The organism is Actinomadura fulvescens (genome assembly GCF_039533225.1).
GTDB classification, from domain to species: domain Bacteria; phylum Actinomycetota; class Actinomycetes; order Streptosporangiales; family Streptosporangiaceae; genus Spirillospora; species Spirillospora fulvescens.
In genome coordinates this window covers 341,287-362,223 of record NZ_BAAATD010000007.1, presented here as the reverse complement: position 1 = coordinate 362,223, position 20,937 = coordinate 341,287, and the positions used below count along the sequence as shown (strand labels likewise).

Below are 20,937 nucleotides of genomic sequence, written 5' to 3'. Positions count from 1 at the left end.
TTTGATCGTCTTTGGACGCCACAGGCTGCAGATGTTTCAGCGCCGATTCATCGAACTCAAGCACCGATCGTCACAGGCATCCCTCTTGGGTCTCGGCAGCCGGCTCCCGCTGCGGGTTGATGTGCGATCGGCCGCACGCGGACGAGGCTCGCACCATGAAAAAGATCTTCAGGAGGCCGATCGTCCTCGCGACCGCCGTCACGGTCGCCGCGACCGCCGCCGTGGCGGCGACGCCGGCGCTGAGGGCCGAGTCCTCGCCCGACGAGCCGGCCGGTTGCCTGCCGGTCCCGCGCGCCGAGTGCGGAACGCTGCGGGTACCGCTGGTCCGCGCGCATCCCGAGCAGGGCAGCACCAGCGTCGCCTACGCGGTGATCCGGCGCCGGAACACCTCACGGCCCGCGGCCGGGACGATCGCCGTCAATCCAGGCGGCCCGGGTGACTCGGCGTTCGCGCAGGCCGCGATGTACGTCCAGAAGTTCGGCGGCCTTCTCGACAACTCCGACCTGCTGCTGATCGACCCGCGGGGGGTCAACCGGTCCGATCCGGCCAACTGCGGGATCACCAGCCTGCCCGCCACGCGGGACGCTTTCGTGCGCATGATCGGCGACTGCGGCAAGACCCTGGGACCGCGCGCCCGCGGCTACACCTCGGCCGAGATCGCCGACGACATGGACGCGATCCGGGCCAAGCTGGGCATCGGCCGCCTGGACCTGCTCGGGCAGTCGTACGGGACCTACCTCATGACGGTCTACGCGCAACGGCACCCGGCCCGGGTCCGCTCGATGGTCCTGTCCAGCGCGTACCCGCTCGCCTTCGACATGTGGGCCCGCCCCGGTGCCCGCGCCGCGCGCCGCGCGATCCAGCTGATGTGTGAGCGCAGTGCGGGTGCCTGTGACGGGCGCCAGGTGCTGCGCGATATCTCGCGGCTCGCCCAGCGGCTAGGCAAGCAGCCGATTTCTTACACCGTGGAGGGCGAGAACCGGCGGCTGGACGACACCTCGCTGGCCATCATCGTGCACGACCTGGCCACAAGTCCCTCCAAGGGACTCGGCGAGATCCCCGCCATGGTGCGGGCCGCGCTTCGCGGCGACACCGGCCGGCTGATCGAGGCGGCCCGGCGGTTGAGCCCGATGAGCGGCTCAACGGCCCGGGAAGAACAGCCGTTCAACCCCAACCAGGCCGCACCCGTGATGTGCAACGACTATCCGAGGCTCTGGGACCGAAAGGCGTCGGTAGGTACCCGGCTGCGGCAATTCAGTGCCAAGCGCGCCGCACTGCCTGAGAAGGCGTTCTGGCCGTTCGGCAAGCGGGCGTGGACCAGTGTCTCGTCAGCCAACGGCAATGCCTGCATCCGGTGGCCCGACCAGAACGGCCCGGTCCAGCCGACCGGCGGCCCGTTCCCCGACGTGCCCGTGCTGGTGGTGTCCGGTGACCTGGACCCGAACACGGCGACCGAGGAGGGCCGGCTGGCCGCCCGCCAGTTCCGCCGTGCCGCCGTGGTGGAAGTCCCCAACGTGGGTCACATACCGGAGAAGGAGCCGAGCGGTTGTGTGGCGGGCATCGAAAGCGGCTTCATCCGAAACCTGCGGATCGGTGACACCTCCTGCCTGTCCGCCATCCCACCGCTGCCCGTCCGGAGCACCGGGGCGCGGTGAGCCAGCCGAGGCGGCCGGCTCACCGTCCGGTTAGGAGATCAGGCGCGGGAGGCCGGTGCGGTCGTCCTCGGCCTTCCGGCGAGGCGGCGGGACTCGTTGGCCGACCAGCTGTAGACGCCGGTGGCCATCATGGACGGCTCGGCGTCGGCGCGGGCCGTGTAGACCTCGGAACGGACCTCGTGGAGGGAGCCGTCGTCCGGGTCGGCCAGGGCGGAGGGACGCCCACCTCGAGCTCGGCCCCAGCTTCTCTCGGATGAAGGAGTGGTGGGCTCCGTTGGCCCACGTGACATCTTCGCGCCTTACTCGGCCTTCGCCTCGCGGGCAGGGTGATTCCTGAGCGCGAGGTCGACGGTGTCCAGAGCCCAGGCCCAGGATGCGTCGGCGTCGCGCGGCGTGTGCCGGAAGCCGCCCGCGATCTCCAGGCTCACGTATCCGTGGAAGACGCCGCCCAGGAATCGGACGGCATCGGTCTGGTCGGGCTCCGGAAGGTCGTAGCCGCGCAGGATCGCCCGCGTCATCGCCGCGTGCCGGGGGCCGGCGCTGCGGGCCGCGGTCTCCGGATCAAGCTCGAAGCGGGCCGCGGCGTAGCGGCCGGGGTGCTCTTTGGCGTAGGCGCGATAGGCCCCGGCGAACGCGACCAGCGCGTCCTTGCCGGACCTTCCGGCCAGCGCGACCCCGACCCTGTCGGCCAGCTCCTCCAGTGCCAGCAGGGTCACCCGGGCCTTCAGGTCCCGCGCGCTCTCGATGTGCGCGTACAGGCTCGGGTCCTTGACGCCCAGCCTGCGCGCGACCGCCGAGACGGTCAGCCGGTCGAAGCCGATCTCGTCGGCCAGGTCCGCCGCCGTCCGGGCGATGCGTTCGGCGGTGATGCCCGCGCGCGCCATGGGACCTCCCGAAGCTAGACAAATACATTGTTTGCCTAATTATATTAGGCGCACTACTCTGAGGTTCGTCAAGTCCCGTCACGGAGAGTGATAACCCCTGCTGGGAGGCCGAAATGACCGAGTGGATCCCTACCCCGATCGACATGCGCGTCCTGCGCGGCGCGCTCGAACTGGAGCGCACCGGCCGCGGGATCGTGCCGCACCGGCTGCCCGCCGCCGCGCGTGCGCAGTTCCCGGACGAGTACCTGGCCAGGACGGAAGAGCAGCCGTCGGGTGTGCGGCTGGCGTTCCGTACCCGCGCCACCGCCGTGGAACTGGACGTCCTCCCCACCAAACGGGCCTACGGCAACGGCCCGCCGCAGCCGGACGGCCGCTACGACCTGGTCGTCGACGGCGGCCCGGCCGGCCAGGCCACCGTCCCGGGCGGGAACCTGGCCGTCATCGACATGGCCACCCAGACCGCCGAAACCCGGCCCGGAGAGCCCGGCACCCTCCGCTTCAGCGGCCTGTCGGCCGAGGCCAAGGACGTGGAGATCTGGCTGCCGCAGGACGAGAACACCGAACTGATCGCGTTGCGCACCGACGCGCCCGTCGAACCCCTCCCGGACCGGGGCCGCCGGGTATGGCTGCACCACGGCAGCTCGATCAGCCACGGCTCCACCGCCGCGAGCCCCACCGCGACCTGGCCCGCCGTGGCCGCCGCCCGCGGCGGGGTGGAACTGATCAACCTGGGGTTCGGCGGCAACGCCATGCTGGACCCGTTCACCGCGCGCGCCATGCGCGACTCCCCCGCCGACCTGATCAGCCTCAAGATCGGCATCAACATCGCCAACGCCGACGCGATGCGGCTGCGCGCCTTCACGCCCGCCGTGCACGGCTTCCTCGACACCATCCGCGAGGGCCATCCCGACACGCCGCTGCTGCTCGTCTCGCCGGTCCTGTGCCCCATCCAGGAGGACAACCCGGGACCCATCGCCCCCGACTACGGGGCCTCGACGCTGCGGTTCAAGGCCCTCGGCGATCCCGCGGACGTCGCCGCCGGACGCCTCACCCTCACCGTGATCAGGGACGCCCTGGCCGCCATCGCCGCACGCCGCGCCGCCAACGACCCCAACCTCCACTACCTCGACGGACGCGCCCTCTACGGCGAGGCAGACTACGCCGAACTGCCCTTGCTGGACGGCGTCCACCCCTCGCCCGCGGGCCACGTGCGCATCGGCGAGCGCTTCGCCGAACTCGTCTTCGAGTCCGAAAGCGGCGCCTTCGCCCCCTGACCCGGGGGCGGCAGATTGGGATCATGGATTTCCCCCGGGTCCTGCGAATGGACCGCCATCAGAAAACTGCGGTGGCGCCTGACCGCCGACCAGGCCGAAAAGGGCACCTTGACCACGCTCACCAGCACCTGCCCCAACGACCCCATCGACACGCGCAGCCGCCGGGTGCGTGTCACGGCAGCGGCCTCGGAGCTGATCCAGGGTTTCGAAGAGGCCATGGACCGTGTCGAGGAGTCGATCCTCGCGCCGCTGGGCGCCGCAGGGCAGGCGCGGCTCCACGACCTGTTGGAGCAGCTCGCATCCCGGATTGAGCCACCCAGCTCCCCTGACCCGGCCCTGCCACTTCGCGCGGTGGCCACGAACCGTTCATCCACCAGCAGCAAGGAACGCCTTCATGACTCAGATCACGATCATCGGTGCCGGTCTTGCCGGGCTGACACTGGCACGGACCCTGGCGGTGCACGGAATCCCCTCCACGGTGTACGAAGCGGAGGGGTCTGCGCAGGCCCGAGGCCAAGGCGGCATGCTCGATATCCACGACTACAACGGACAGCACGGGATCCGTGCCGCCGACCTGATGGACGGCTTCCGATCCCTCATCCTCGAAGGTCGCCAGGCGTCCCGCGACGTGGCACCTGACGGCACCGTCCTGGCGGACGAGCCCGACGACCCCGCCGGAGGCCGCCCCGAGGTGCAGCGTGGCGAGTTCCGACAGTTGCTGCTGGAATCCCTGCCTGCCGACAGGGTCGTCTGGGGCCACAAGACTCAGAAGGTTCGGACCCTACAGGACGGCCGTCACGAAGTGACCTTCGCCAACGGATCGACGATCGTCACCGACATCCTCATCGGCGCCGACGGCGCCTGGTCGAAGGTCCGGCCACTGCTCTCTGATGCCAGGCCCGCCTACGCCGGACGCTCGATGGTCGAGACGTACCTGTATGAGAGCGACACCCGGCACCCTGCCACCCTGGCGCTGGTCGGCGGCGGGTCGATGACCGCCTACGACGAGACCACCCGCATCGGCCTTGGCGTGCAGCGCGAGCGCGCGGACACCCTGCACGCCTACGCCATGTTCGACCAGCCGCTCGACTGGTTCGATGGCATCGACTTCAACGACGGCCCTGCGGCCGCCCGCACGGTCGCGGCGATGTTCCAGGGGTGGGCGCCCGAGCTCGTCGCGCTGGTCGCCGACAGCGACATCCCGCCGATCTTCCGGCCCTTGTACGGGCTACCGATCGGGCACCGCTGGGAACATGTACCCGGGGTCACGCTCATCGGAGACGCCGCCCACCTGGCACCGCCGGACGGCGAAGGAGCGAACTGGGCGCTCTTCGACGCCGGCCAGCTCGGCAACGCCATCGCCGAACAGCCCGAGGACATCGACGCGGCCATCCGCGCCTACGAAGCCGCGCTCTTCCCGCGGAACATCGCCACCGCCACCGCAGCCGCGGCCTACTACCCCGACTTCAAACCGAACTGACCACGGCGACGTCGAGCGCGTGCTCGGGATCGACGGCGGCGATGATCCCGAACAGCGCGATGAGCAGCACATCGACAACAACCATCGACCGCCAGACAACACTCGTCCAGTTAGGGCGGAGATCTGCCACCATGCTGTTGCTCCTCGCTGCCTGGTCTGGCGTTGAAACCGCGAGTAGTGGCAACAGTCCTCCCTTGGGAGTTGACGTTCAAGGTGACCTGAGGGCGTGACGCTTCCCGACGGGCGCGGCGTGCCCATCGAGCGGTACCCCACGCACGCCCTCGCAGTGGCGGCCCCGCGACCGAGCCGCCGGAGCCAGGTGATCACTTCGTATGCCCCGGTGATCGACGCGTGGCTGCGGGCCGAGTTGCTGCTGAAGGCCACGGTCATCCACGAAAGGCTGGTGGAGGAGTACGGCTTCACCGGCAACTATCAGCGCGTCAAGCTCTATCTGCAGGAGGCGCGGCCGCGGATCGCCGAGGAGCTGGGGTTCACCCCCAAGGAACTGGCCCGGCTGCACCGCCGGTTCGAGGTGGTCCCGGGCGCCCAAGCCCAGTGAGAAGGTGTTGTCGCCCGGCGAAGGCCCTGTGTTGCTCGGCTTGGCGCGCCGGCCACTGAGGTTTTCTCAGCGATCGGTCGGGCTGTTCTGGGGCCCGGGTGAGAATTGCTGGACGGCGAAGTTGACGACCGTGGCGATGTCGTCGTCGTCGATTCCCCAAACGGGTTGGCTCGCGGCTCCCCAGGCGTGGTAGCTACGGATGGCGAACTCCCTGGCCTCCGGCGTCTCCCGCCACCGGGTCGTGTCGAAGTCGGGCTTGAGGAGGAGGCGCCCCAGGCCGAGCAGGGCCAGGTCCCAGTCGCCCCCGATGCCGATCGGGCCGACGGGGCCCATCCTGGCGACGATCTCGTCGACGGTCTCGGTCGGCGAGGTGTGCCGCAGCTCCAGGATCGTGCCGCCGTCGGTGTTCTCGGCGAGACGCAGTTCCACCTCGGTGACCGAGTCCGGCCCGTACTCCCAGGTCACCTTGAGCAGGTGAGGCTCCTGGCAGGTGAGGATCTTGCCGCTGGCCTGGCCCTCGACCTGGAAGGTGCCGCCGGGTGCGAGGTCGCCGGTGACCGGGGCCAGCCAGCGGCCGAGCCGCTCGGGGGTGGTGCAGGCGTGCCACACGTCCTCGATGGGGGCGTCGTAGGGGCGGCGCAGCATCAGCGAGCGGCCTGCGCCCGTAGCGACCGGGTAGTCACCTATCTCCCGGTGGACGGCGCTGAACTCATGGGGGATATCGGTCACGTCTGGTCCCTCTTCTCCTGCTTGACCGGCGTCTGTCGTCTGCCGCGCGCGAGCTCTGTGTCGAGCGCGTCCAAGCGCTGGCTCCACAACCGGCGGAAGCGCGCAAGCCAGCGGTCGACGTCCTGCAACGGCGCCGGATCGACCGCATACAGGCGGCGGGCGCCCTCCACGCGGACCGTGGCGAACCCGGCCTCCCGCAGGATGCGCAGGTGCCGGGAGACGGCGGGCTGGGAGATCCCGAACTCCTCCTGGATGACGTCGCTGACCGCGCCGGCCGGCTGCTCCCCGTCGGCGCACAGCTCCAATATCCGCCGTCGGACCGGATCGCCTAGGACGTCGAACGCGTGCACGGCCACAAGATATCAACAACAGCTTATATAAGCCAATGCTGAATCGATGCCTTCGACCCGGCGGCTTCGTGGGCGGCGCGATGGGCAGTGAGGTTCTCGGCAAAATGATCTACGCGAAGCTCCTATCAGGTCGGATCAAGCAGACTCCCCCGCACCGCAGAGAGGGCAAAGCCCCTGATAGGAACAGGTCTGCCACGATCAGGTCCGCTGAACCAGAGGTTTCACGTTGGCCACCCATGTCGCCATGCGATGTCCCGCGCCACGTGGCGGAGTATCTTCCCCGCCTGCTCGCGCCGACTGCCCGGCCGACGCAACCCCGGCACCTGACCAGCGCTCCCGCGCAGTTCCTCCCCGACGCCCGCAGCAGGGGGCCGCCACGGACTCCCTCCGCCGAACAAGGACGCCCCGTTGAGCCGCCCGGCGACGGCTGTTCAGCAGCCGCAGACGCGCCGCCCGCGCCGCCGTCGGCACGCGAAAGTGTCGAGGACGGCGGGGACGGCCAGGACTCCCACGCCGCGGCCGCCGCCCGTTGCGCCGCCCTGGCTCGCCGTCTGCCGGCCCAGCACGGGAAAGCTGAACGCGCGCGTGCGCGAGGGAGACGCCAGAAACGCCGGAGACCCGAGTGCGCATTGTGTACACAATGACCTCCACGGCGGACCAGATCACCGGAACCAGAACGTCCGCGGCTCCCGCGCAGCCGCCTGATTCCTTGGTGTCGGAGGGCTCATGGTGTCCACGACGTTGGAAGGTCCCCTCGACTGGCCGGACGCGACCCTGGTGAGCGGCGACGCCGTCGATGTCGTCGCCCGGCTGAAGGAGGAGTCGAAGGTGCCGTTGCGCTCGCACGGCAGCCTGTCGATGAACCGGGCGCTGATGGCCGCCGGCCTGGTCGACCGCGTCCAGCTGACGGTCTTCCCCGTGATCACCGGCCAGACCGGAACGGACCCGGTCTTCCAGGGAGCGGCCGACTTCGACCTGGAACTGATCGAGAGCCGGACGCTCGACGGCCACATCCAAGAGCTCACCTACCGACCCACCCTGCACCTCTGAGCTCCGTCCCCGTTCACCCGGCCCGGCCATGCCGGTGAGGGATGAGACACCTGCGCTCAGGAGCACAGTGGCCGTGCGAAGCCTGCCACTTCCGGTCTACCGCTGGTCGGGGCCACTTCGGACGACCAGGTCGTCATGTGCCTGACCGAGATCGGCGGCGGCTTGCTCCAGGACCGCGATCTCGTATGGGTGCAACACTGCGGAGGCGACCGTGCCCGGCCGGCGGACGCAGGGCCGGTCATCGACCAGGACGCTCCTCATGCCGGCCGCCTTGATCCGGCCGTCCAACGCCCGGACCTGGTCATCGGGCAGCGGTGTGACAGATCCGCGAGGCGGGCGGCCCTACAGGTCGTCGCAGATGTCGTCGAGGCATCCGTCCAGCTCACCGCGCAGGCTGGCCGTCGGCATCAGCTGATGCGGACGGATCGAGCGGTCGACGCCGGGGCGCCGCAGCCCCCCTTTTGGACAAGGAGTGGGTCACCGACGTCAGGCTGGCCAATGAGCCCGGCGGCCGCAGCGGGAGTGAGTGCCAGGTGCTCGGCGATGAACAGGTGGGCGACGACGGTGGCGGGCCAATGGAGATGGCCGCCTCCCCAAGGGGGCGGGGCAGTCACGCGGGGCAATCCTGGCCAGCGCCATTGCCACCACCGGCAGTGACGGCTGCGGCTCCTACATCGAATGGCAGGGCACCGGCCCGGAGAACTGGATCGCCGTCGGCGGCCACTACCGGTCCGGCCGGATCGCCGACCATCCCATCGAGGACCGGATCTGGCACTACTTCCACCACCCCGATCAGCACCTGGCCTTCGACCCTATCCCCGGCTCGCTGATCGTCCGGCACTGCGACGGATCGTGAGGTCCATCATCCAGACTCCCTTCTCCTGCGCCGTGCAGACGTGACCGACGCCGCCAGGGTCTACTGCGCTCCCCATGGCACGGGCTTCGCTTCATCCACACGGCATCAAGACGCGCGAACCTCGCTTGCCGTTCATCACGACGGTCGCGTCATCTCGTCGCCCCCCGGCACGACGTACACGATCCCCCGCTACGACGTAGAGGATGGTTAGGGCCTGTGCACGGCTGACGTGTGGGCCGGGGGCTGTCACACCTCGCCCATTGGCAGGGGCCTGCGCGGTCGGCAGGCCGCCGAGGTGGCCGGTCATGTCCAACTCCAAGCGCGCAGTACAGGTTGGTATGCCGGCCGCGGCTTCGGCCGCCTTGTTGGAACGCCGCGGAGGGTCTGCTTGGCTGCCAGCCGCTGGAGGTGCACCGTAGCGTGCAGTTGTGGTGCGATGTCCGATAGTGGCCCGGAAGCAAGCCGCTGATTGTGCTCCCCCGGGTACTCGCTATCCAGCATCATGACTATTTGTGACCGATGAGCCCGCCGCCGAGAACGACCGTCAGGTAGAGGGGACGGGCGCCCGGTCTCAGGACGAGCGGCAAGAGCAGGTACGGGACAAACATCCCACGGTGGCGGCACTCATGTGCCTCGCCGCGACATCGGTTGCGTTCCTGGTCACTGGAAGCACCGGCACCAGATTGCTGACCATCATCAGTGCGCTCGGCGCTCTGATATTCGCTGTGGTAAGTCTTGCCAAGCGCGGCCTTCATTTTGGAATAACCATCGGCGTCCTGTGGAGCATGACGGCCGTGTCGCTGCCAGTGATAGCGGTGGCTGCGTTCCAGGCCCGGTACGGCGCGACCGATGCCGCACTGGCGCCGAAGGAACAGGCGGGAGTCCGGCCCGGCTCGGCGCTGACTTTGACCATTACATCGTCGGCAAAGAAGAAGTACGTGCGATTGGGCCTTGGGGTGAACCAGGAGAACGTGGACGCACCCACGTGCAGTGATGAGATCCGCTTCAAAGTACGCCCGGCCTGGCGAGATGACCTGACGGAGCTGCGGCCCGGCCAGCCGCAGGACGTCCTGCTCGGACCGCTACCTCACGGCGTGCGGCAGTTGCTTCTATCGGTGGAGAGCACTGACGGCGCCACGACCGGATGTACGTTCCGGCTTTCTGCGTGGGGGAAGCTGCACAACTGAACAAAGGAAGCAGTGGACAATGACTAACGTTCGTGTTGGCCGGTTGGCGGTGTGCTCAATGCTCCTGCTCACCCTTGCATCCTGTACAGGCAAGCCTCCTGTACAAAAATCAGCACCACCGCAGATCGGCCCCTTTCTCGGTCGTGACCGCACGATCACGGTAGGGGTCAAACCGGACCAGCCTCAGCTCAGTCAGCAGAACGGCTCGAGGTGGGACGGATTCGAGATTCGGCTCATTGACTATCTGGCCACGAAGACCGGTTCCAATCCAATCTACACTCCGGTGGTCACTGCCGACCGGGACTCCAGGCTGAGCAACAGGCAGCTCCACATGATCGTCGCGAATTACTCCGACACCCCGCAAAGACGAACCAAGGCCGAGCTGGTAGGGCCCTACATGGTGACGCCCCAGGGGATACTCGTTCGTGCCGGAGATACCAGCATCAGAAGTTTTGCCGAGATGAAAGGCAAAAGCGTCTGCACAACGACCGACTCCACGTCGCTGGACGCACTCAAGGGCGCGGGCATCCATATCTCCACCCAGGACCGCTTCGAGGAATGCGTGAAGCAACTGGAGGGCAAGCAGGTTAACGCCGTCAGCACAGACTTGCTCATCCTTTACGGATTCCAGCACACCTCACCGAAACTTGCGGTGGCCCTGGACCGGACCAGCAGGCCAGTAGAGGTCCCGGCAACAGCGTCGAACAAATGGATGGTCGGCCTCCAGCCAGGAGACGGCACCGACTGCCAGACGGTACTCAATCTGGTGAGATCGTTCCTCACCGACAACACCTGGGAACTCAACTTCAACACGTGGTTTCCCCACGTGCAGCAGGTGTACAAGGACTGGTCGACCCGCTTCAAGCCCAAACTCGAATCGCTCGGCTGCTACTGACGAGTTGGGAGCTTTCTCAGGCAACTGGTCATCCCCGATCGCTGATCCCACGCACCCGCGACCGCCCGCGTCCAGCACGGCGCCGTCCTGGCCTCCGTCGCGGTGGCGGTCCGAGACGCCGGGGCAGCTGCGGGGAAGGTGGCCGGCCTGATCGGCCATGTACGCCGACATCGCCGGCCCACCGTCCGGTAGATCGGGAACAACCGCGTCAGGCCAGTGATGCGCAACAGACCACGCAGGTCCGGGCGAACCCCGACCAGCACCGACGACCCCTTACACGGCGCAGCACCCGGTACAGGCCCGGCCAGCAGATTCAATCCGGCCGAAGCCATGAACGCGACCTGATGCAGACCCAGCACCAGGTGCCGCTAGGGAGCCATGTAGCCGGGGGTGCCCACGACGGTGCTGGGATCGCCGCGTCGTCCAGCGTCCGCGCGATCCCGAAATCGATCACCCGGGGACCGTCAGCCGCCAGCAGCACGTTGCTCGGCTTGAAGTCACGGTGCACCACCCCGGCGCGGAGGATCGCCGCCAGCGCAGTGATGCCGGCTATTTCATCTATCGCGGGCGAGGCGTCCTTCACCCGCCTGCCGTTCCCGGTCGGCGTGAACGACCTGCGCGTGGTCAACGGGAACGCCGAGGTGACACTGAAATGGAAGGTCGGCAACCGTAAGGCCGTGCTGACCTGGGATCTGCCCGACCACGCCACCGGTGTAGCGATCTGGATGAAGGGCCCCGGCGACAGCGCACACACGAAACTGCCATATCCGGTATTTGACGATACCTTCACGTTCGGTGGCCTGGTCAACGGTGCCACGTACGAGTTCAAGGTGCAGTCCTACAACGACCTGATCCCCGGCCGCACCAGCGGATCGGTCGCGGTCAAGCCGACCGGCCCGCCGGTCGCCGGACCCGACGGTTGAGCGTCCGGGCCGGCAACCAGAAGGCGACGCTCAGCTGGGACCTGGCCTCGCGCGCGACGGGGTATTACATCTGGCAGCGTGAGGTCACCTTCGGCAAGGACTGGAAGCGACTGCCCTACCCGGTCAACGACGACACCTTCGCCGTCGGGTTCCTGGTCAACGGAGCGGCGTACGAGTTCAAAATCCAGTCCGTGGACGGGATGCAGCCGGGTGGCTACTCCAACGTGGTCTCGGTGACGCCGAAGGGCCCGACACCGCGCGGTCCCGACGACCTCACCGCACGCGGCAGCCGGCTCGGGACGAGCACCTTGCGGTGGTCGACCTCCAGCACGGCCACCGGCTACTACATCCACATCCGCAACGTCTCCAAGGGCGAGGGTTTCAAAGAGCTGCCCTATCCGGTCTCCAATGGACCGTGGACGTCCTCGTACATGACGCCCGGCGACACCTACGAGTTCAGGCTCCAAGCGGTCAGCGGGATGCAGAGAGGCAACTACTCCAACGTCGCGCGGGTCACGCTGCCCCGCCCGCCGGGGGTCTCCGGCGTCACCGTCGCGTCCAAGCTCTTCGGAGTGAAGGTGTCCTGGAAGGGCCTTTCCGGAGCCGACGGCTACGTCATCTACTACCGGCATGCATCGCGAACCGGCAGCTGCACCTGACCTAGGAATCCGGGGCCAAACGCCCCGTAACCCGCCTCCCCCTCCGCGCCGCCGGGTGATCACGCCCGACCTGACCTCGCGGAGCTCGGTCGTGGGCCGGCCCGGACAGATGTGGCCAGCGCGGGCGGGCGATTCGGCCGCCGGGCGTCGCGTGCCCGGCCGATGATGGGTCGATGACGACGAACGCCGGCTCGGTTCAGGTGAACGACGCCGGGGGGATGCCGTCGCAGCCCCGCCCGCTGCGCGTCGGAGAACGACTGGTGATGGGCCGGGGCTCGGAGGCGGACCTGGACCTCGGCGAGGACCCGTGGCTTCCACGGCGGCTCGGTGAACTCGAGGTCGGCCCTGACTCGGTGCGCGTCCGCAACATCAGCCGCAGGCACACGCTCCATGTGCAGAGCGGTGACGAGGCGATCGCCCTCCCGGCGGGCATGTCCGGGGGGTACGTGCTGCCCGCGGGTGCCTCGCTGCTGGGCACGGCCGCGATGTTGGCGGATGACCGTCCCGTGCGGGTCGAACTCGCGCAGGCCTGGGGACCGCCCGTTCCCCCGGCGCCCGACCCCAGGCTGCGCACCCAGCAGATCAGTACGCAGCCGCGGCTGCGGCTGAGCCGGGAGACCAAGGAGTTCATGGTCGCGCTGCTGCTGTGCCGCCCGTGGCTGAACGACCCGACCCGGCTGGCCCCGTTGCCCACCGCGCCCGAGATCGCCGAGGAAGCGTTGCGGATCACCTCGGCCGCGCGGGAGCTCGACGTCTTCGCCTCCGATCCGAAGGCCCGCGCGCGCATCCAGGAGCAGGTGCACACACCGCTGCGCGGGCTCCGCGAGAAGCTGACCGCCCATCGGCTCGTGGACGGCCGGACGCGGCTGGGCCAGGAGAACCTGGCGGCGGCTCTGCTCTACTACGACGTGATCACACGGAACGACCTGCGGCTGCTGACCGACACGGAGTGGCTTAACGCCCAGGAGAACAAGTGGTGGGGGAGCATCTGACCTGGGCCTCTTCACTACCCCCGAGCTCGTGGATATTCGTGGTCATGCCCGATCGGGATCGTAGGACGTGTTCGCACAGTCACGAGAACCGAGGTGATGACAGTGCTTCTCCGTCCGATCGATCCCCCGCCCATCCTGTGTGCGCTCGCCCTGGTGGCGGCGCTCGCGTTGCGGGCCCCGCTGCCGGAGCTGCCGGTGTACGGCGTCGGGGCGGTGTTCGCGGCCGCCGCCCTGGTCCGGGTGTTCGTCAGCGTTCGCGCGGCGGTCCGGATCGAGGTCCAGATCAACCGTCGTTAGCACGCCGGACGCCGCCAGAACGCACCCGCGGCGCCAACGTCCGCCAAGGGCCTCATCGGCGCAGGCGCCAGAGCGTCACGCCGATGAGGCCCGCGGTCAGCAGCACGACCATCCCGAGATCCAACGCCCAGGTTCCCGGTCGATGTGCCCAGAGCACGTCGCCGGGAACGTTCGACGTCGAGGCCGTGACCGCGTACGCCCATCGCCCCGGGGTCAAGAGGGCGAACACGGCAAGAAAGGGGCGCCCTGCCAACGACACCAGCCCGCCGCAGAGCAGCAGCTGAAGGGTCATCGTCACGAGCGTGGTCAGCGCGACATTATCCCGCGTCCGGGCGAGCGCCGAGATCGCCAGCCCGAGCGCGCTTCCGGCCACGGCGGTCGCGGTCAGGCCCACTGCCAGCTCCAGGAACGGCGACCCCAGCAGGACCGCGTCGGCGGACCCCTCCAACGCGACCGTCACGAGCAGGCACGTGAGCAGGCCCTGGCCGGCCGCGAGCGCGCCGAACACCCCGAACTTGCCCGCGAGATACGCCTCAGGGAGCAGGCCCGAGGCCCGTTCGTGCAGGTAAACGGGACGTTCGTCGGGCAGGTTGAGCAGGGGCGGCAGGGCACCGAGCGCGAGCATGCCGATGATCAGGGCCGTCAACGGCCGTGTCGCCGCATGCCCGTTCAGCCCATCGCCCTCGGCGGCGGCGACACAAAGAATGGCGACCACCAGCGGCAGCAGCATCGACGGCACGGACTGCCGCACGTCGGTGGCCAGCAGCTGAGCCTGTCGCCGCGCGACGACTCCGGCCTGGTGGAACGCGAGGCGCCGAACGGCTGGGTTGGTAAGCACCGCGCCCGCGGGACCCGCCGTCCGTTTCGGCGGCTCGGCGGCCGGCTCGTCCGGAGCCGGAACGTCCTGCCGGTCCGAGATGCGCTCGAAGATCAGCGCCCAGTCGTCGGTGCCGAACCGCATGACGACGTCGTCGGGGGCGCCGTGGAACAACTGCCGCCCGCCCGGCGCCAGCACGAGCACCTCGTCGCACGTGCCGAGATCGCCCGGGGTGCTCGTGGCGAAGAGCACCTGGCGGCCCGCGTCCGCCAACTGGCGCAACAGCAGCATCACGCTGCGCGCCTGCGCCGGATCGAGGCCGGACGTGGGCCGATCGAGGAGCAGCAGCGAGGGATGGGCCAGCAGTTCGACGCCGATCGCCAGCCGCCGGACCTGGTCGGGCCGCAGCCGGGCGACCCTCACGCCCAGCTGGCCGGTGAGATCGAGTTCCGCCAGCACCTCGGCGATACGGTCCGCGCGTTCCTCCGGCGTCGCGTCCAGCGGGAGGCGCAGCGCGGCGGCGTCGCGCATCGCCTGCTGGACGGTCCGGCGCGGATGGATCGCCGGCATCTCCGGAACGAGCCCGATCTGCGTCCGCACGGCGGCGTTGGTCTGCACGTCGAGGCTCCGGTACCGGATCCGGCCGCTGGTCGGCCTGACGTCACCGGCGAGCAGCTCCAGCAGCGTGCCCGTACCGGACTCGGCCGGCCCGACGACCGCCATCAAGGACCTTCCGGTGAGATGGAACGACAGCCGGGAGGACAGCGATCCGCCGGCGGGCGCGGCGAACGCGAGCTCCTCGACGACGAGACCCGCGCCGGCACCGGACGGCAGGCGGTGCAGCCGGTCACCGACCCGCACCATCCGCGTCTGCCCGCAGGTCAGCATGCCGCCGGGCTCAAGCACCGCGGCGGTGACGGGGTCGCCGTTGACGAACGTGAGGTTGGCACTGCCGAGGTCCTGGACCAGCACCCCACGTGCCGTCCGCACGACCCGGGCGTGCCAGCGCGACACCAGCAGGTCGTCCAGCACCATGTCGTTGTCGTCCGCGCGGCCGATGGTGACCATCTCGCCGATCTCGACCGACTCGAGCCGTCCCGCGCCGTCCAGGTCCTGGGTGCCGGCCGGGCCCGAGTCGTCTGCGATCAGTTCGAGCCGGGGCCCGGACCCGGGATCGCCGAGCCGCACCTCGAGACCGCTTCCGACGGGCCAGGCCGTGACCCGCACCTCGTCCCGCCACGTGCCGTTGCCGGTGTCGAGGTCCTGGACGATCCAGCCGCCGTCGTCGACCACCTCCAGGTGGTAACGGGACACCCGCGTGTCGGCGATCACGACGTCGCAGTCCTCGGCCCGGCCGATCCTGATCGGCCGGCCGGCCGCGAAGCGGTGCTCGCGTTCGTCGAGCACGACGATCAGCTCGCCGGAGTTCATCAGCTCGGGGTGGGCGTGGCGCCTGGCACGAAGCCGGAGGCGGCCACGAGATGCGCGTTGCCGAGGACCAGGGTGCCGCCCGAGCATCCCGAGGCGTCCCCCTTGGTGAACTCCCAGCGGAGCTTCAGCCGCAGCACGCCGCGGACGTCCACCTGGAGCTGTTTGGGCTTGCCCAGCGTCAGCGTGAGCGTCTTGAGCTTGACCTCGTCGCCGTAGACCTCCAGCGTGACCTCCGTCTTGGCGTACTCGGACGCGTCGTCCAGACCGGCGAGCCCCGCCAGGCTGACGAAGTGCCGGCCGAGGTCGTACTCGGCGATCCCCGCCGCGTTGCACGGGTTGCCCGCCGCGCCCAGGGCGTGCAACTGCGGGTGACCGGAGAGCCGGTAGCCCGCCGTTTCGGTCCCGGTCGTCAGTGTCTCGCCGGACGTAGGGGTCATGTCGGCCAGATATTGAACGGCCTGGGCGGACGACACCGTCAACTGCAGCGAGCTCGGGATGTCGGAACCGGGCTGAGGATCCTGCGCCAGCACGACACCGTCGGGCGTGCCGTCGTTCGGCTGCTGCCGGATGACCTGCACCTGGATCTTCGGTGACAACATCGCCCGCGCCTCCTGCTCCTTGAGCCCGAGCAGGTGCGGCAGCTTGTCCGGCGGATAGCTGGGCCGCGCGGACGAGGGCGCCGCGGTGGGCGTCGGCTCCCCCGCCTCGGGTCCTTGGGTCGTGGGCCGCTGAGGAGGCGTCCGGTCGTCCTTGGAACCGAGCGCCGCGTACGCGCCACCCGCGATCACCACGGCGAGGAGCAGGACCCCGGCCACGATGCCGATCACCCGGCGCCCACGCCTGGCCTTGCCCGATTTGGCAGGCGGGCCCACGGGCGAGGTGCTCGCCCCATGCGGCGTGCTCTCGGTCATCTGCCGGTGCACGAGATCGATGGACGGCGGCGGCGCCGTCAGCCGCGGCGCGGCCTGGGCGGGAGCCAGGTCCACGGCCAGCGCCGACAGCCTCATCGCGACCGCCGTCGCCGAACTCGGGCGCTTCGCCGGATCCTTGTCGAGCAGGCTCGCGATGAGCTCCCACAGCGGATCCGGGATGCCGTCCGGGCGGCCCGGTAGGTGCCGCGCGTGCTTCTGCAGCGTCTGGTACACCGAGTCGTCGGCGAACGGCGTCACCCCGCAGCACAGCTCGTACAGCATGATCCCGAGCGCGTAGAGATCGCTGGCCGCGGTCGCGGGCTTCCCGTCCGCCACCTCCGGCGCGATGTAGGCGGGCGTCCCGACCATCTTGGTCGCCTTGCTGCCGGTTTGCTCGGCGATCCGCGCGATGCCGAAGTCGACGAGCCGCACGCTGGGCGGACTGGTCCGCTCGTCGAGCAGGACGTTCTCCGGCTTCACATCGCGGTGAACGACACCCGCGTCGTGGATCGCCGCCAACCCCTGTGCGACCTCCGCGCCCAGCGTGCACGCCGAGCCGGGCGGCAGCGCGCCACCCTCGTCCAGGGCCATGCGCATGTCCCGCCCTTGGACGAGGTCCATGACGATGGCCAGGGTGTCCTCCTCGGCCACCAGCCCATGCACGCGCACCACGTTCGGATGGGTGATCCGCGTGAGGAGATCACCCTCCTGCAGAAAGCGCCGAACGGTCTCAGGATCCCGGCTGAGGCTGTCATGAAGGATCTTGAAAGCGAACTCCTCGCCCTCATGACTCCGCCCTCGCCACACTTCTCCCGAGGCCCCGTGCCCCAGCGTGGATTCGAGCACATATTTGCTGCCCAGTGGACGATTCACGCGTTCCCCCAGAGACTTAGACGTGCGCAGCGTTCAGCATCATCTGGCATAGAACGGGGAGCTCAAGGATAAAGCGGCAAATCGCGACACAACCGCAACTGATCAAACATCCATTTGTCGAAATCCGGTCGACCCGAAGGCCCGAACTGCATCTATCGGTCAATAAGGCACGAATCACACCAAGGAACTGTCCCGGGCCCAGCCCGCCCCACGCACACAAGCGAATGATCACGAGAATGGGCCTTGGCGCCCCGGACATGGGAGCCTCCATCTGATCGCGGCACACTCTGGCGCGGAGCTCCGCCATGATTGGCGGGCGAATGTCCGGTCGGCCTGACAGGCCGGAAGACGGTGGCGCTTGAGGCGATTGATGCCGCACTCGACGGCATGGCGGCCGCGGTAGTCGACCGGGTCGAACGAAGGCGGCCGACCGCCGCGGCCGCCCCGGCGTGTCCGATGCCCAGCCTGGTCGTCGGGCACCGGGATGGTGACTGCGATGCCACACCGCCGGGGCGGGTCACCCGGATGCCGGCCATCACCACCTCGAACTGCGGCGCGCCCCACGCTGCCCGCGCGGTGATGACCAGCGACAACGGTTTCCGTCCCTGCTCACACGCTGAGCGGTGCTCGGCTTCGGTGTTGATGGCCAAGCGTGCGACCGACATCCACTGCTCGGCGAACACTCCGAACAACATCAGTCTCGTCAGGATCGATCCAGGTATGGCGGCGGACGAGGGCCTCCTGTTCTTCGCCCCAGTGCTCGGCCGCGGCCTTGACTCTGTCGGGGATCTTGAAGCTCTCAAGGTCGGCCGGTCACGGTCCGCCAGGACTTCGGGCGAGGGATTCCGCGCTGGTCGAGGAAGTCCTGGAAGGCTGTTGGTGGCCGGGGCAGGGACGTTTCGTCGGCTGATGACAGACCGCTGAGGCGCTCGACGTTCACGGCGATGGCCGTGAACACGTGCTGCGGGTGGGCTTTGGGCTGTCCGCGGTAGCGGCAGCGGCAGCGGCGCATGCCGCGTCCGTGGGCGAGCTCGTTGACGGTGCTATCTGCGGGCGGTCCTGGCGAGCTCCTCCAACGCCGCTCGAACCGCCTCGGCGATCAACTCCAGCCGGGTCAAGTCACGGATCGCGGCCAGGACATGGGTCGAATCGGTGCGCTGCGTGGTGCGCTCCCGCACGAGCCCTGCGTCCTTGAGGCGAGCCAGCGCGGGATCGAGCAGCCGATCGGCACGATCGCCCTGGCGAGACGGTCGCGGAAGTCGGCCAGCACGCTGTGGTGGAAGCCGGGATCGTCCAGCTCCATGGCCAGGGCGTACTTGAAGTCGATCCGGCGGCGGACCGCCTCGGCGGCCTGCCGGTCCGACAGGTCGAGCAGGACCTGCAGCACACAGACGGTGGCCAGCTGCGCGGGCGGCAGGCCCGGACGCCCGTCACGCGAATACCACTCGGCGAAGTCCTCATCGCGCCACAGCCCGTTCAGCCGATCACGCACCCACTCGCCGTCGTACCGCGCGGATTGCTCGCACGAGCCATCCGCGCGGTGAGCTCCGGGACCTCCACTGCTGACCGAGGACGAGCCGATAGGGACCACCTGACCACCTCGGGAGAACGAGCGGCTTCACCGATCCCAGAAGCCTCACGGTTATCGATCAGTCACCCTTCGCGACATGCCGGTCCTTTATTCCCGACAGAGTCAAGCTAAGGGGGCGTGTGCCTGTCGGGCGATGCGTGCCGCGAGCAGGGCGCCCCGCTCGAGGTCATGGCGGGGAAGGCTCAGGCCGAAGCTGGTCTCCCCAAAGCGCAGGGCTTGCCGATCGGTCGCTTGCGGGTTCCCGTGGCCGTTCTGGGTCAGTAGTCCGGCTTCGGCCAATGGCTGCTGGAGTTTCGCCATCCCCGCGGGGAGTTGAAAATGACTGTCCCCGACCGCGAGCCAGACAGGCGCGGACCCCCTGTCTGCGTAGATGAACCAGGTGGACGCCTTGTGGGCGTTCCTGGTGTAGATCACCGTTTCGGTGGGGGCAACGTCGTTGCACGCGTCCGTCGAGGAGAAGCTGTCCGGATGGGCCTCCCCGAAGGCGAACGTCCAGTCGCCAAGGGTGCCGAGGCGCAGGAAGTCGGAGCTGTTGGGGTTGTCGTAGGACGGGTAGTCCTCCAGAGCCCACAACTGTTTGAGTGTCAGTGGCTGCTGAGAGACCAGTTCGCCGCGCAGCCTCGCGGTCAGTTCTTCGGTGCTGAGCCCGCGAGCGAACAGAACCCAGTAGCTGTCGCTGAAGTAGCTGTCGCCATCTACAAGCCAAGCAAGGCCGTCGCCGACCATATCCACCTCCTGTGATGTCGAAAAAGGTAGCCGATGAGGCGTGCCGACGTCGGCACACCTCATCGGCTACCTTTCCTCAAGGCGTTGCTACAGGGCGGGCCTGCACACAGTCACATTGCAGTTCGCGAAGCCCGGAAGATCCACAAAGTAGGGGTCTCCGTCCAACACGCGCGCACTTTCCGGCAGGCTGCCGATACCGCCGCCTGCGCCTGTGTTCTGGTCGTGCGGGATGCTGCCCTGGCTGCAGATCTGCTTCCACGACGGGTAGGGATACCTGTTGTCGGCCCCCAGGCCCCAGATGGAAGGGGTAGAACCTGGCGCACTCTATCCCTGATGGCAGAGTTTGGCCTCCAGACTCCCGGGTGGCTGCGAATGGGTACTCGTCGCAGGATGCCTCGGGGTGGAGGGGTGCGGCAGCCATTTGGCAGTCGGGTTCACACACATCTTCTGGCGGTTCTGTTCTTGTGCGGTCTTGTCTGCGAGCCGGTGCAACGGTCGCTGGTGCTTGTGGCTGCCCGGATGGCTGGGCAAGTACTCCATCGACAACCAGTACAACACCGCTGCCGCCGGATATTTGGCGGTGTTCGCCTTTAGCGAGGGCGTGAAGCCGGCGAAGACACAGCCCTTGCTTGCCGGATTGACTCTGGCCACGGCGTCACAACGGGGCTTGCTGTTGGGGTCTGATAAGGATTACCGCGTCACCTAGGTTGACGTGCCCGGTCTGTGACGTCTTCGAATCTGGCGATGATGTGGCCAGCGACCTCCGTGGCCGGCGGTGGAGGGCGGTGCCAGCTCGTG

At 68.6% G+C, this 20,937-nt stretch carries 24 protein-coding genes and 1 pseudogene; 13 read left to right on the top strand and 12 right to left on the bottom strand.

The annotated features are described in order from the left end of the window. Positions 1–155: 155 nt before the first annotated feature. Positions 156–1,655 carry an alpha/beta fold hydrolase gene (locus ABD333_RS26700; RefSeq protein WP_344545231.1) on the top strand — a complete coding sequence of 500 codons (1,500 nt, stop codon included), beginning with the start codon at positions 156–158 and terminating at the stop codon, positions 1,653–1,655. 38 nt (positions 1,656–1,693) lie between these two features. On the opposite strand, the gene ABD333_RS26695 is transcribed toward ABD333_RS26700, so the two are convergent. Together ABD333_RS26695 and ABD333_RS26690 are read right to left on the bottom strand one after the other, a co-directional pair. Next, positions 1,694–1,945: a hypothetical protein gene (locus ABD333_RS26695; protein WP_344545230.1), complete on the bottom strand. Its 252-nt coding sequence runs from the start codon at positions 1,943–1,945 to the stop codon at positions 1,694–1,696. Positions 1,946–1,954: 9 nt separating this feature from the next. Further along, positions 1,955–2,539, bottom strand: coding sequence for a TetR/AcrR family transcriptional regulator (locus ABD333_RS26690; RefSeq protein ID WP_344545229.1), 585 nt, complete (start codon positions 2,537–2,539; stop codon positions 1,955–1,957). Between the two features lie 113 nt (positions 2,540–2,652). Here ABD333_RS26690 and ABD333_RS26685 point away from each other — a divergent pair, with 113 nt between their 5' ends. Next, positions 2,653–3,813, top strand: a complete 1,161-nt coding sequence (locus tag ABD333_RS26685; RefSeq protein WP_344545228.1) for a GDSL-type esterase/lipase family protein — start codon at positions 2,653–2,655, stop codon at positions 3,811–3,813. Between the two features lie 394 nt (positions 3,814–4,207). Then, complete coding sequence (locus ABD333_RS26680; protein ID WP_344545227.1) at positions 4,208–5,293, top strand: FAD-dependent oxidoreductase; 1,086 nt, start codon at positions 4,208–4,210, stop codon at positions 5,291–5,293. Here the strand turns inward: ABD333_RS26680 and ABD333_RS26675 are convergent. After that, positions 5,280–5,426, bottom strand: coding sequence for a hypothetical protein (locus ABD333_RS26675; RefSeq protein ID WP_344545226.1), 147 nt, complete (start codon positions 5,424–5,426; stop codon positions 5,280–5,282). The genes ABD333_RS26680 and ABD333_RS26675 overlap by 14 nt on opposite strands. 93 nt (positions 5,427–5,519) lie before the next feature. Between ABD333_RS26675 and ABD333_RS26670 the strand changes: the two genes are divergently transcribed. Continuing rightward, entirely contained in the window at positions 5,520–5,852 is a 333-nt protein-coding gene (locus tag ABD333_RS26670; RefSeq protein ID WP_344545225.1) for a hypothetical protein, read from the top strand. Between the two features lie 66 nt (positions 5,853–5,918). Here ABD333_RS26670 and ABD333_RS26665 read toward each other — a convergent pair whose 3' ends face one another. Together ABD333_RS26665 and ABD333_RS26660 are read right to left on the bottom strand one after the other, a co-directional pair. Further along, positions 5,919–6,581: an SRPBCC domain-containing protein gene (locus ABD333_RS26665; protein WP_344545224.1), complete on the bottom strand. Its 663-nt coding sequence runs from the start codon at positions 6,579–6,581 to the stop codon at positions 5,919–5,921. Beyond that, positions 6,578–6,931: an ArsR/SmtB family transcription factor gene (locus tag ABD333_RS26660; RefSeq protein ID WP_344545223.1), complete on the bottom strand. Its 354-nt coding sequence runs from the start codon at positions 6,929–6,931 to the stop codon at positions 6,578–6,580. The genes ABD333_RS26665 and ABD333_RS26660 overlap by 4 nt, the downstream gene beginning before the upstream one ends. A gap of 726 nt (positions 6,932–7,657) precedes the next feature. Between ABD333_RS26660 and ABD333_RS26655 the strand changes: the two genes are divergently transcribed. After that, positions 7,658–7,981, top strand: coding sequence for a dihydrofolate reductase family protein (locus ABD333_RS26655; RefSeq protein WP_344545222.1), 324 nt, complete (start codon positions 7,658–7,660; stop codon positions 7,979–7,981). Between the two features lie 96 nt (positions 7,982–8,077). On the opposite strand, the gene ABD333_RS26650 is transcribed toward ABD333_RS26655, so the two are convergent. Continuing rightward, positions 8,078–8,242 (bottom strand): hypothetical protein, encoded by a 165-nt coding sequence (locus ABD333_RS26650; protein ID WP_344545221.1) that lies wholly within the window; start codon positions 8,240–8,242, stop codon positions 8,078–8,080. Positions 8,243–9,349: 1,107 nt separating this feature from the next. Between ABD333_RS26650 and ABD333_RS26645 the strand changes: the two genes are divergently transcribed. Together ABD333_RS26645 and ABD333_RS26640 are read left to right on the top strand one after the other, a co-directional pair. Continuing rightward, complete coding sequence (locus ABD333_RS26645; protein ID WP_344545220.1) at positions 9,350–10,024, top strand: hypothetical protein; 675 nt, start codon at positions 9,350–9,352, stop codon at positions 10,022–10,024. A 58-nt stretch (positions 10,025–10,082) separates the two neighbouring features. Continuing rightward, positions 10,083–10,919, top strand: coding sequence for a transporter substrate-binding domain-containing protein (locus ABD333_RS26640; protein WP_344545219.1), 837 nt, complete (start codon positions 10,083–10,085; stop codon positions 10,917–10,919). Here ABD333_RS26640 and ABD333_RS47590 read toward each other — a convergent pair. Then, on the bottom strand, positions 10,913–11,251 hold the full coding sequence (locus ABD333_RS47590) for an STAS domain-containing protein (RefSeq protein ID WP_410556481.1): 339 nt from the start codon (positions 11,249–11,251) through the stop codon (positions 10,913–10,915). The two genes, ABD333_RS26640 and ABD333_RS47590, sit on opposite strands and share 7 nt — an antisense overlap. Before the next feature lie 39 nt (positions 11,252–11,290). Next, positions 11,291–11,472 (bottom strand): annotated as a pseudogene (locus ABD333_RS26635) (protein kinase domain-containing protein); the annotation flags it as partial. Between the two features lie 52 nt (positions 11,473–11,524). Here ABD333_RS26635 and ABD333_RS26630 point away from each other — a divergent pair. The 4 genes from ABD333_RS26630 (at position 11,525) to ABD333_RS26615 (ending at position 13,790) form a co-directional block, all read left to right on the top strand. Beyond that, positions 11,525–11,842: a fibronectin type III domain-containing protein gene (locus tag ABD333_RS26630; RefSeq protein WP_344545218.1), complete on the top strand. Its 318-nt coding sequence runs from the start codon at positions 11,525–11,527 to the stop codon at positions 11,840–11,842. Continuing rightward, on the top strand, positions 11,839–12,501 hold the full coding sequence (locus ABD333_RS26625; RefSeq protein ID WP_344545217.1) for a fibronectin type III domain-containing protein: 663 nt from the start codon (positions 11,839–11,841) through the stop codon (positions 12,499–12,501). The genes ABD333_RS26630 and ABD333_RS26625 overlap by 4 nt, the downstream gene beginning before the upstream one ends. A 173-nt stretch (positions 12,502–12,674) precedes the next feature. Then, the gene (locus ABD333_RS26620; protein WP_344545216.1) at positions 12,675–13,493 is read left to right on the top strand and encodes a hypothetical protein; all 819 of its coding nucleotides are present in this window, start codon (positions 12,675–12,677) and stop codon (positions 13,491–13,493) included. Positions 13,494–13,589: 96 nt separating this feature from the next. Then, positions 13,590–13,790: a hypothetical protein gene (locus tag ABD333_RS26615; protein WP_344545215.1), complete on the top strand. Its 201-nt coding sequence runs from the start codon at positions 13,590–13,592 to the stop codon at positions 13,788–13,790. 52 nt (positions 13,791–13,842) lie between these two features. On the opposite strand, the gene ABD333_RS26610 is transcribed toward ABD333_RS26615, so the two are convergent. Then, complete coding sequence (locus ABD333_RS26610) at positions 13,843–16,038, bottom strand: FHA domain-containing protein (RefSeq protein ID WP_344545214.1); 2,196 nt, start codon at positions 16,036–16,038, stop codon at positions 13,843–13,845. Then, the gene (locus ABD333_RS26605; protein ID WP_344545409.1) at positions 16,038–17,795 is read right to left on the bottom strand and encodes a serine/threonine-protein kinase; all 1,758 of its coding nucleotides are present in this window, start codon (positions 17,793–17,795) and stop codon (positions 16,038–16,040) included. Before ABD333_RS26605 ends, ABD333_RS26610 begins: the two co-directional genes overlap by 1 nt. 378 nt (positions 17,796–18,173) lie before the next feature. On the opposite strand from ABD333_RS26605, the gene ABD333_RS47585 reads away from it, so the two are divergent. Then, positions 18,174–18,746, top strand: coding sequence for a hypothetical protein (locus tag ABD333_RS47585; protein ID WP_410556433.1), 573 nt, complete (start codon positions 18,174–18,176; stop codon positions 18,744–18,746). Positions 18,747–18,936: 190 nt separating this feature from the next. Here ABD333_RS47585 and ABD333_RS26595 read toward each other — a convergent pair whose 3' ends face one another. Both ABD333_RS26595 and ABD333_RS26590 read right to left on the bottom strand, forming a co-directional pair. Next, positions 18,937–19,314, bottom strand: coding sequence for a transposase (locus tag ABD333_RS26595; protein WP_344545213.1), 378 nt, complete (start codon positions 19,312–19,314; stop codon positions 18,937–18,939). Between the two features lie 201 nt (positions 19,315–19,515). After that, positions 19,516–20,139, bottom strand: a complete 624-nt coding sequence (locus ABD333_RS26590) for a hypothetical protein (protein WP_344545212.1) — start codon at positions 20,137–20,139, stop codon at positions 19,516–19,518. A gap of 505 nt (positions 20,140–20,644) precedes the next feature. Here ABD333_RS26590 and ABD333_RS26585 point away from each other — a divergent pair. Then, a complete protein-coding gene (locus tag ABD333_RS26585; protein WP_344545211.1) occupies positions 20,645–20,845 on the top strand; it encodes a hypothetical protein in 201 nt (66 codons plus the stop codon). Positions 20,846–20,937: the final 92 nt, after the last annotated feature.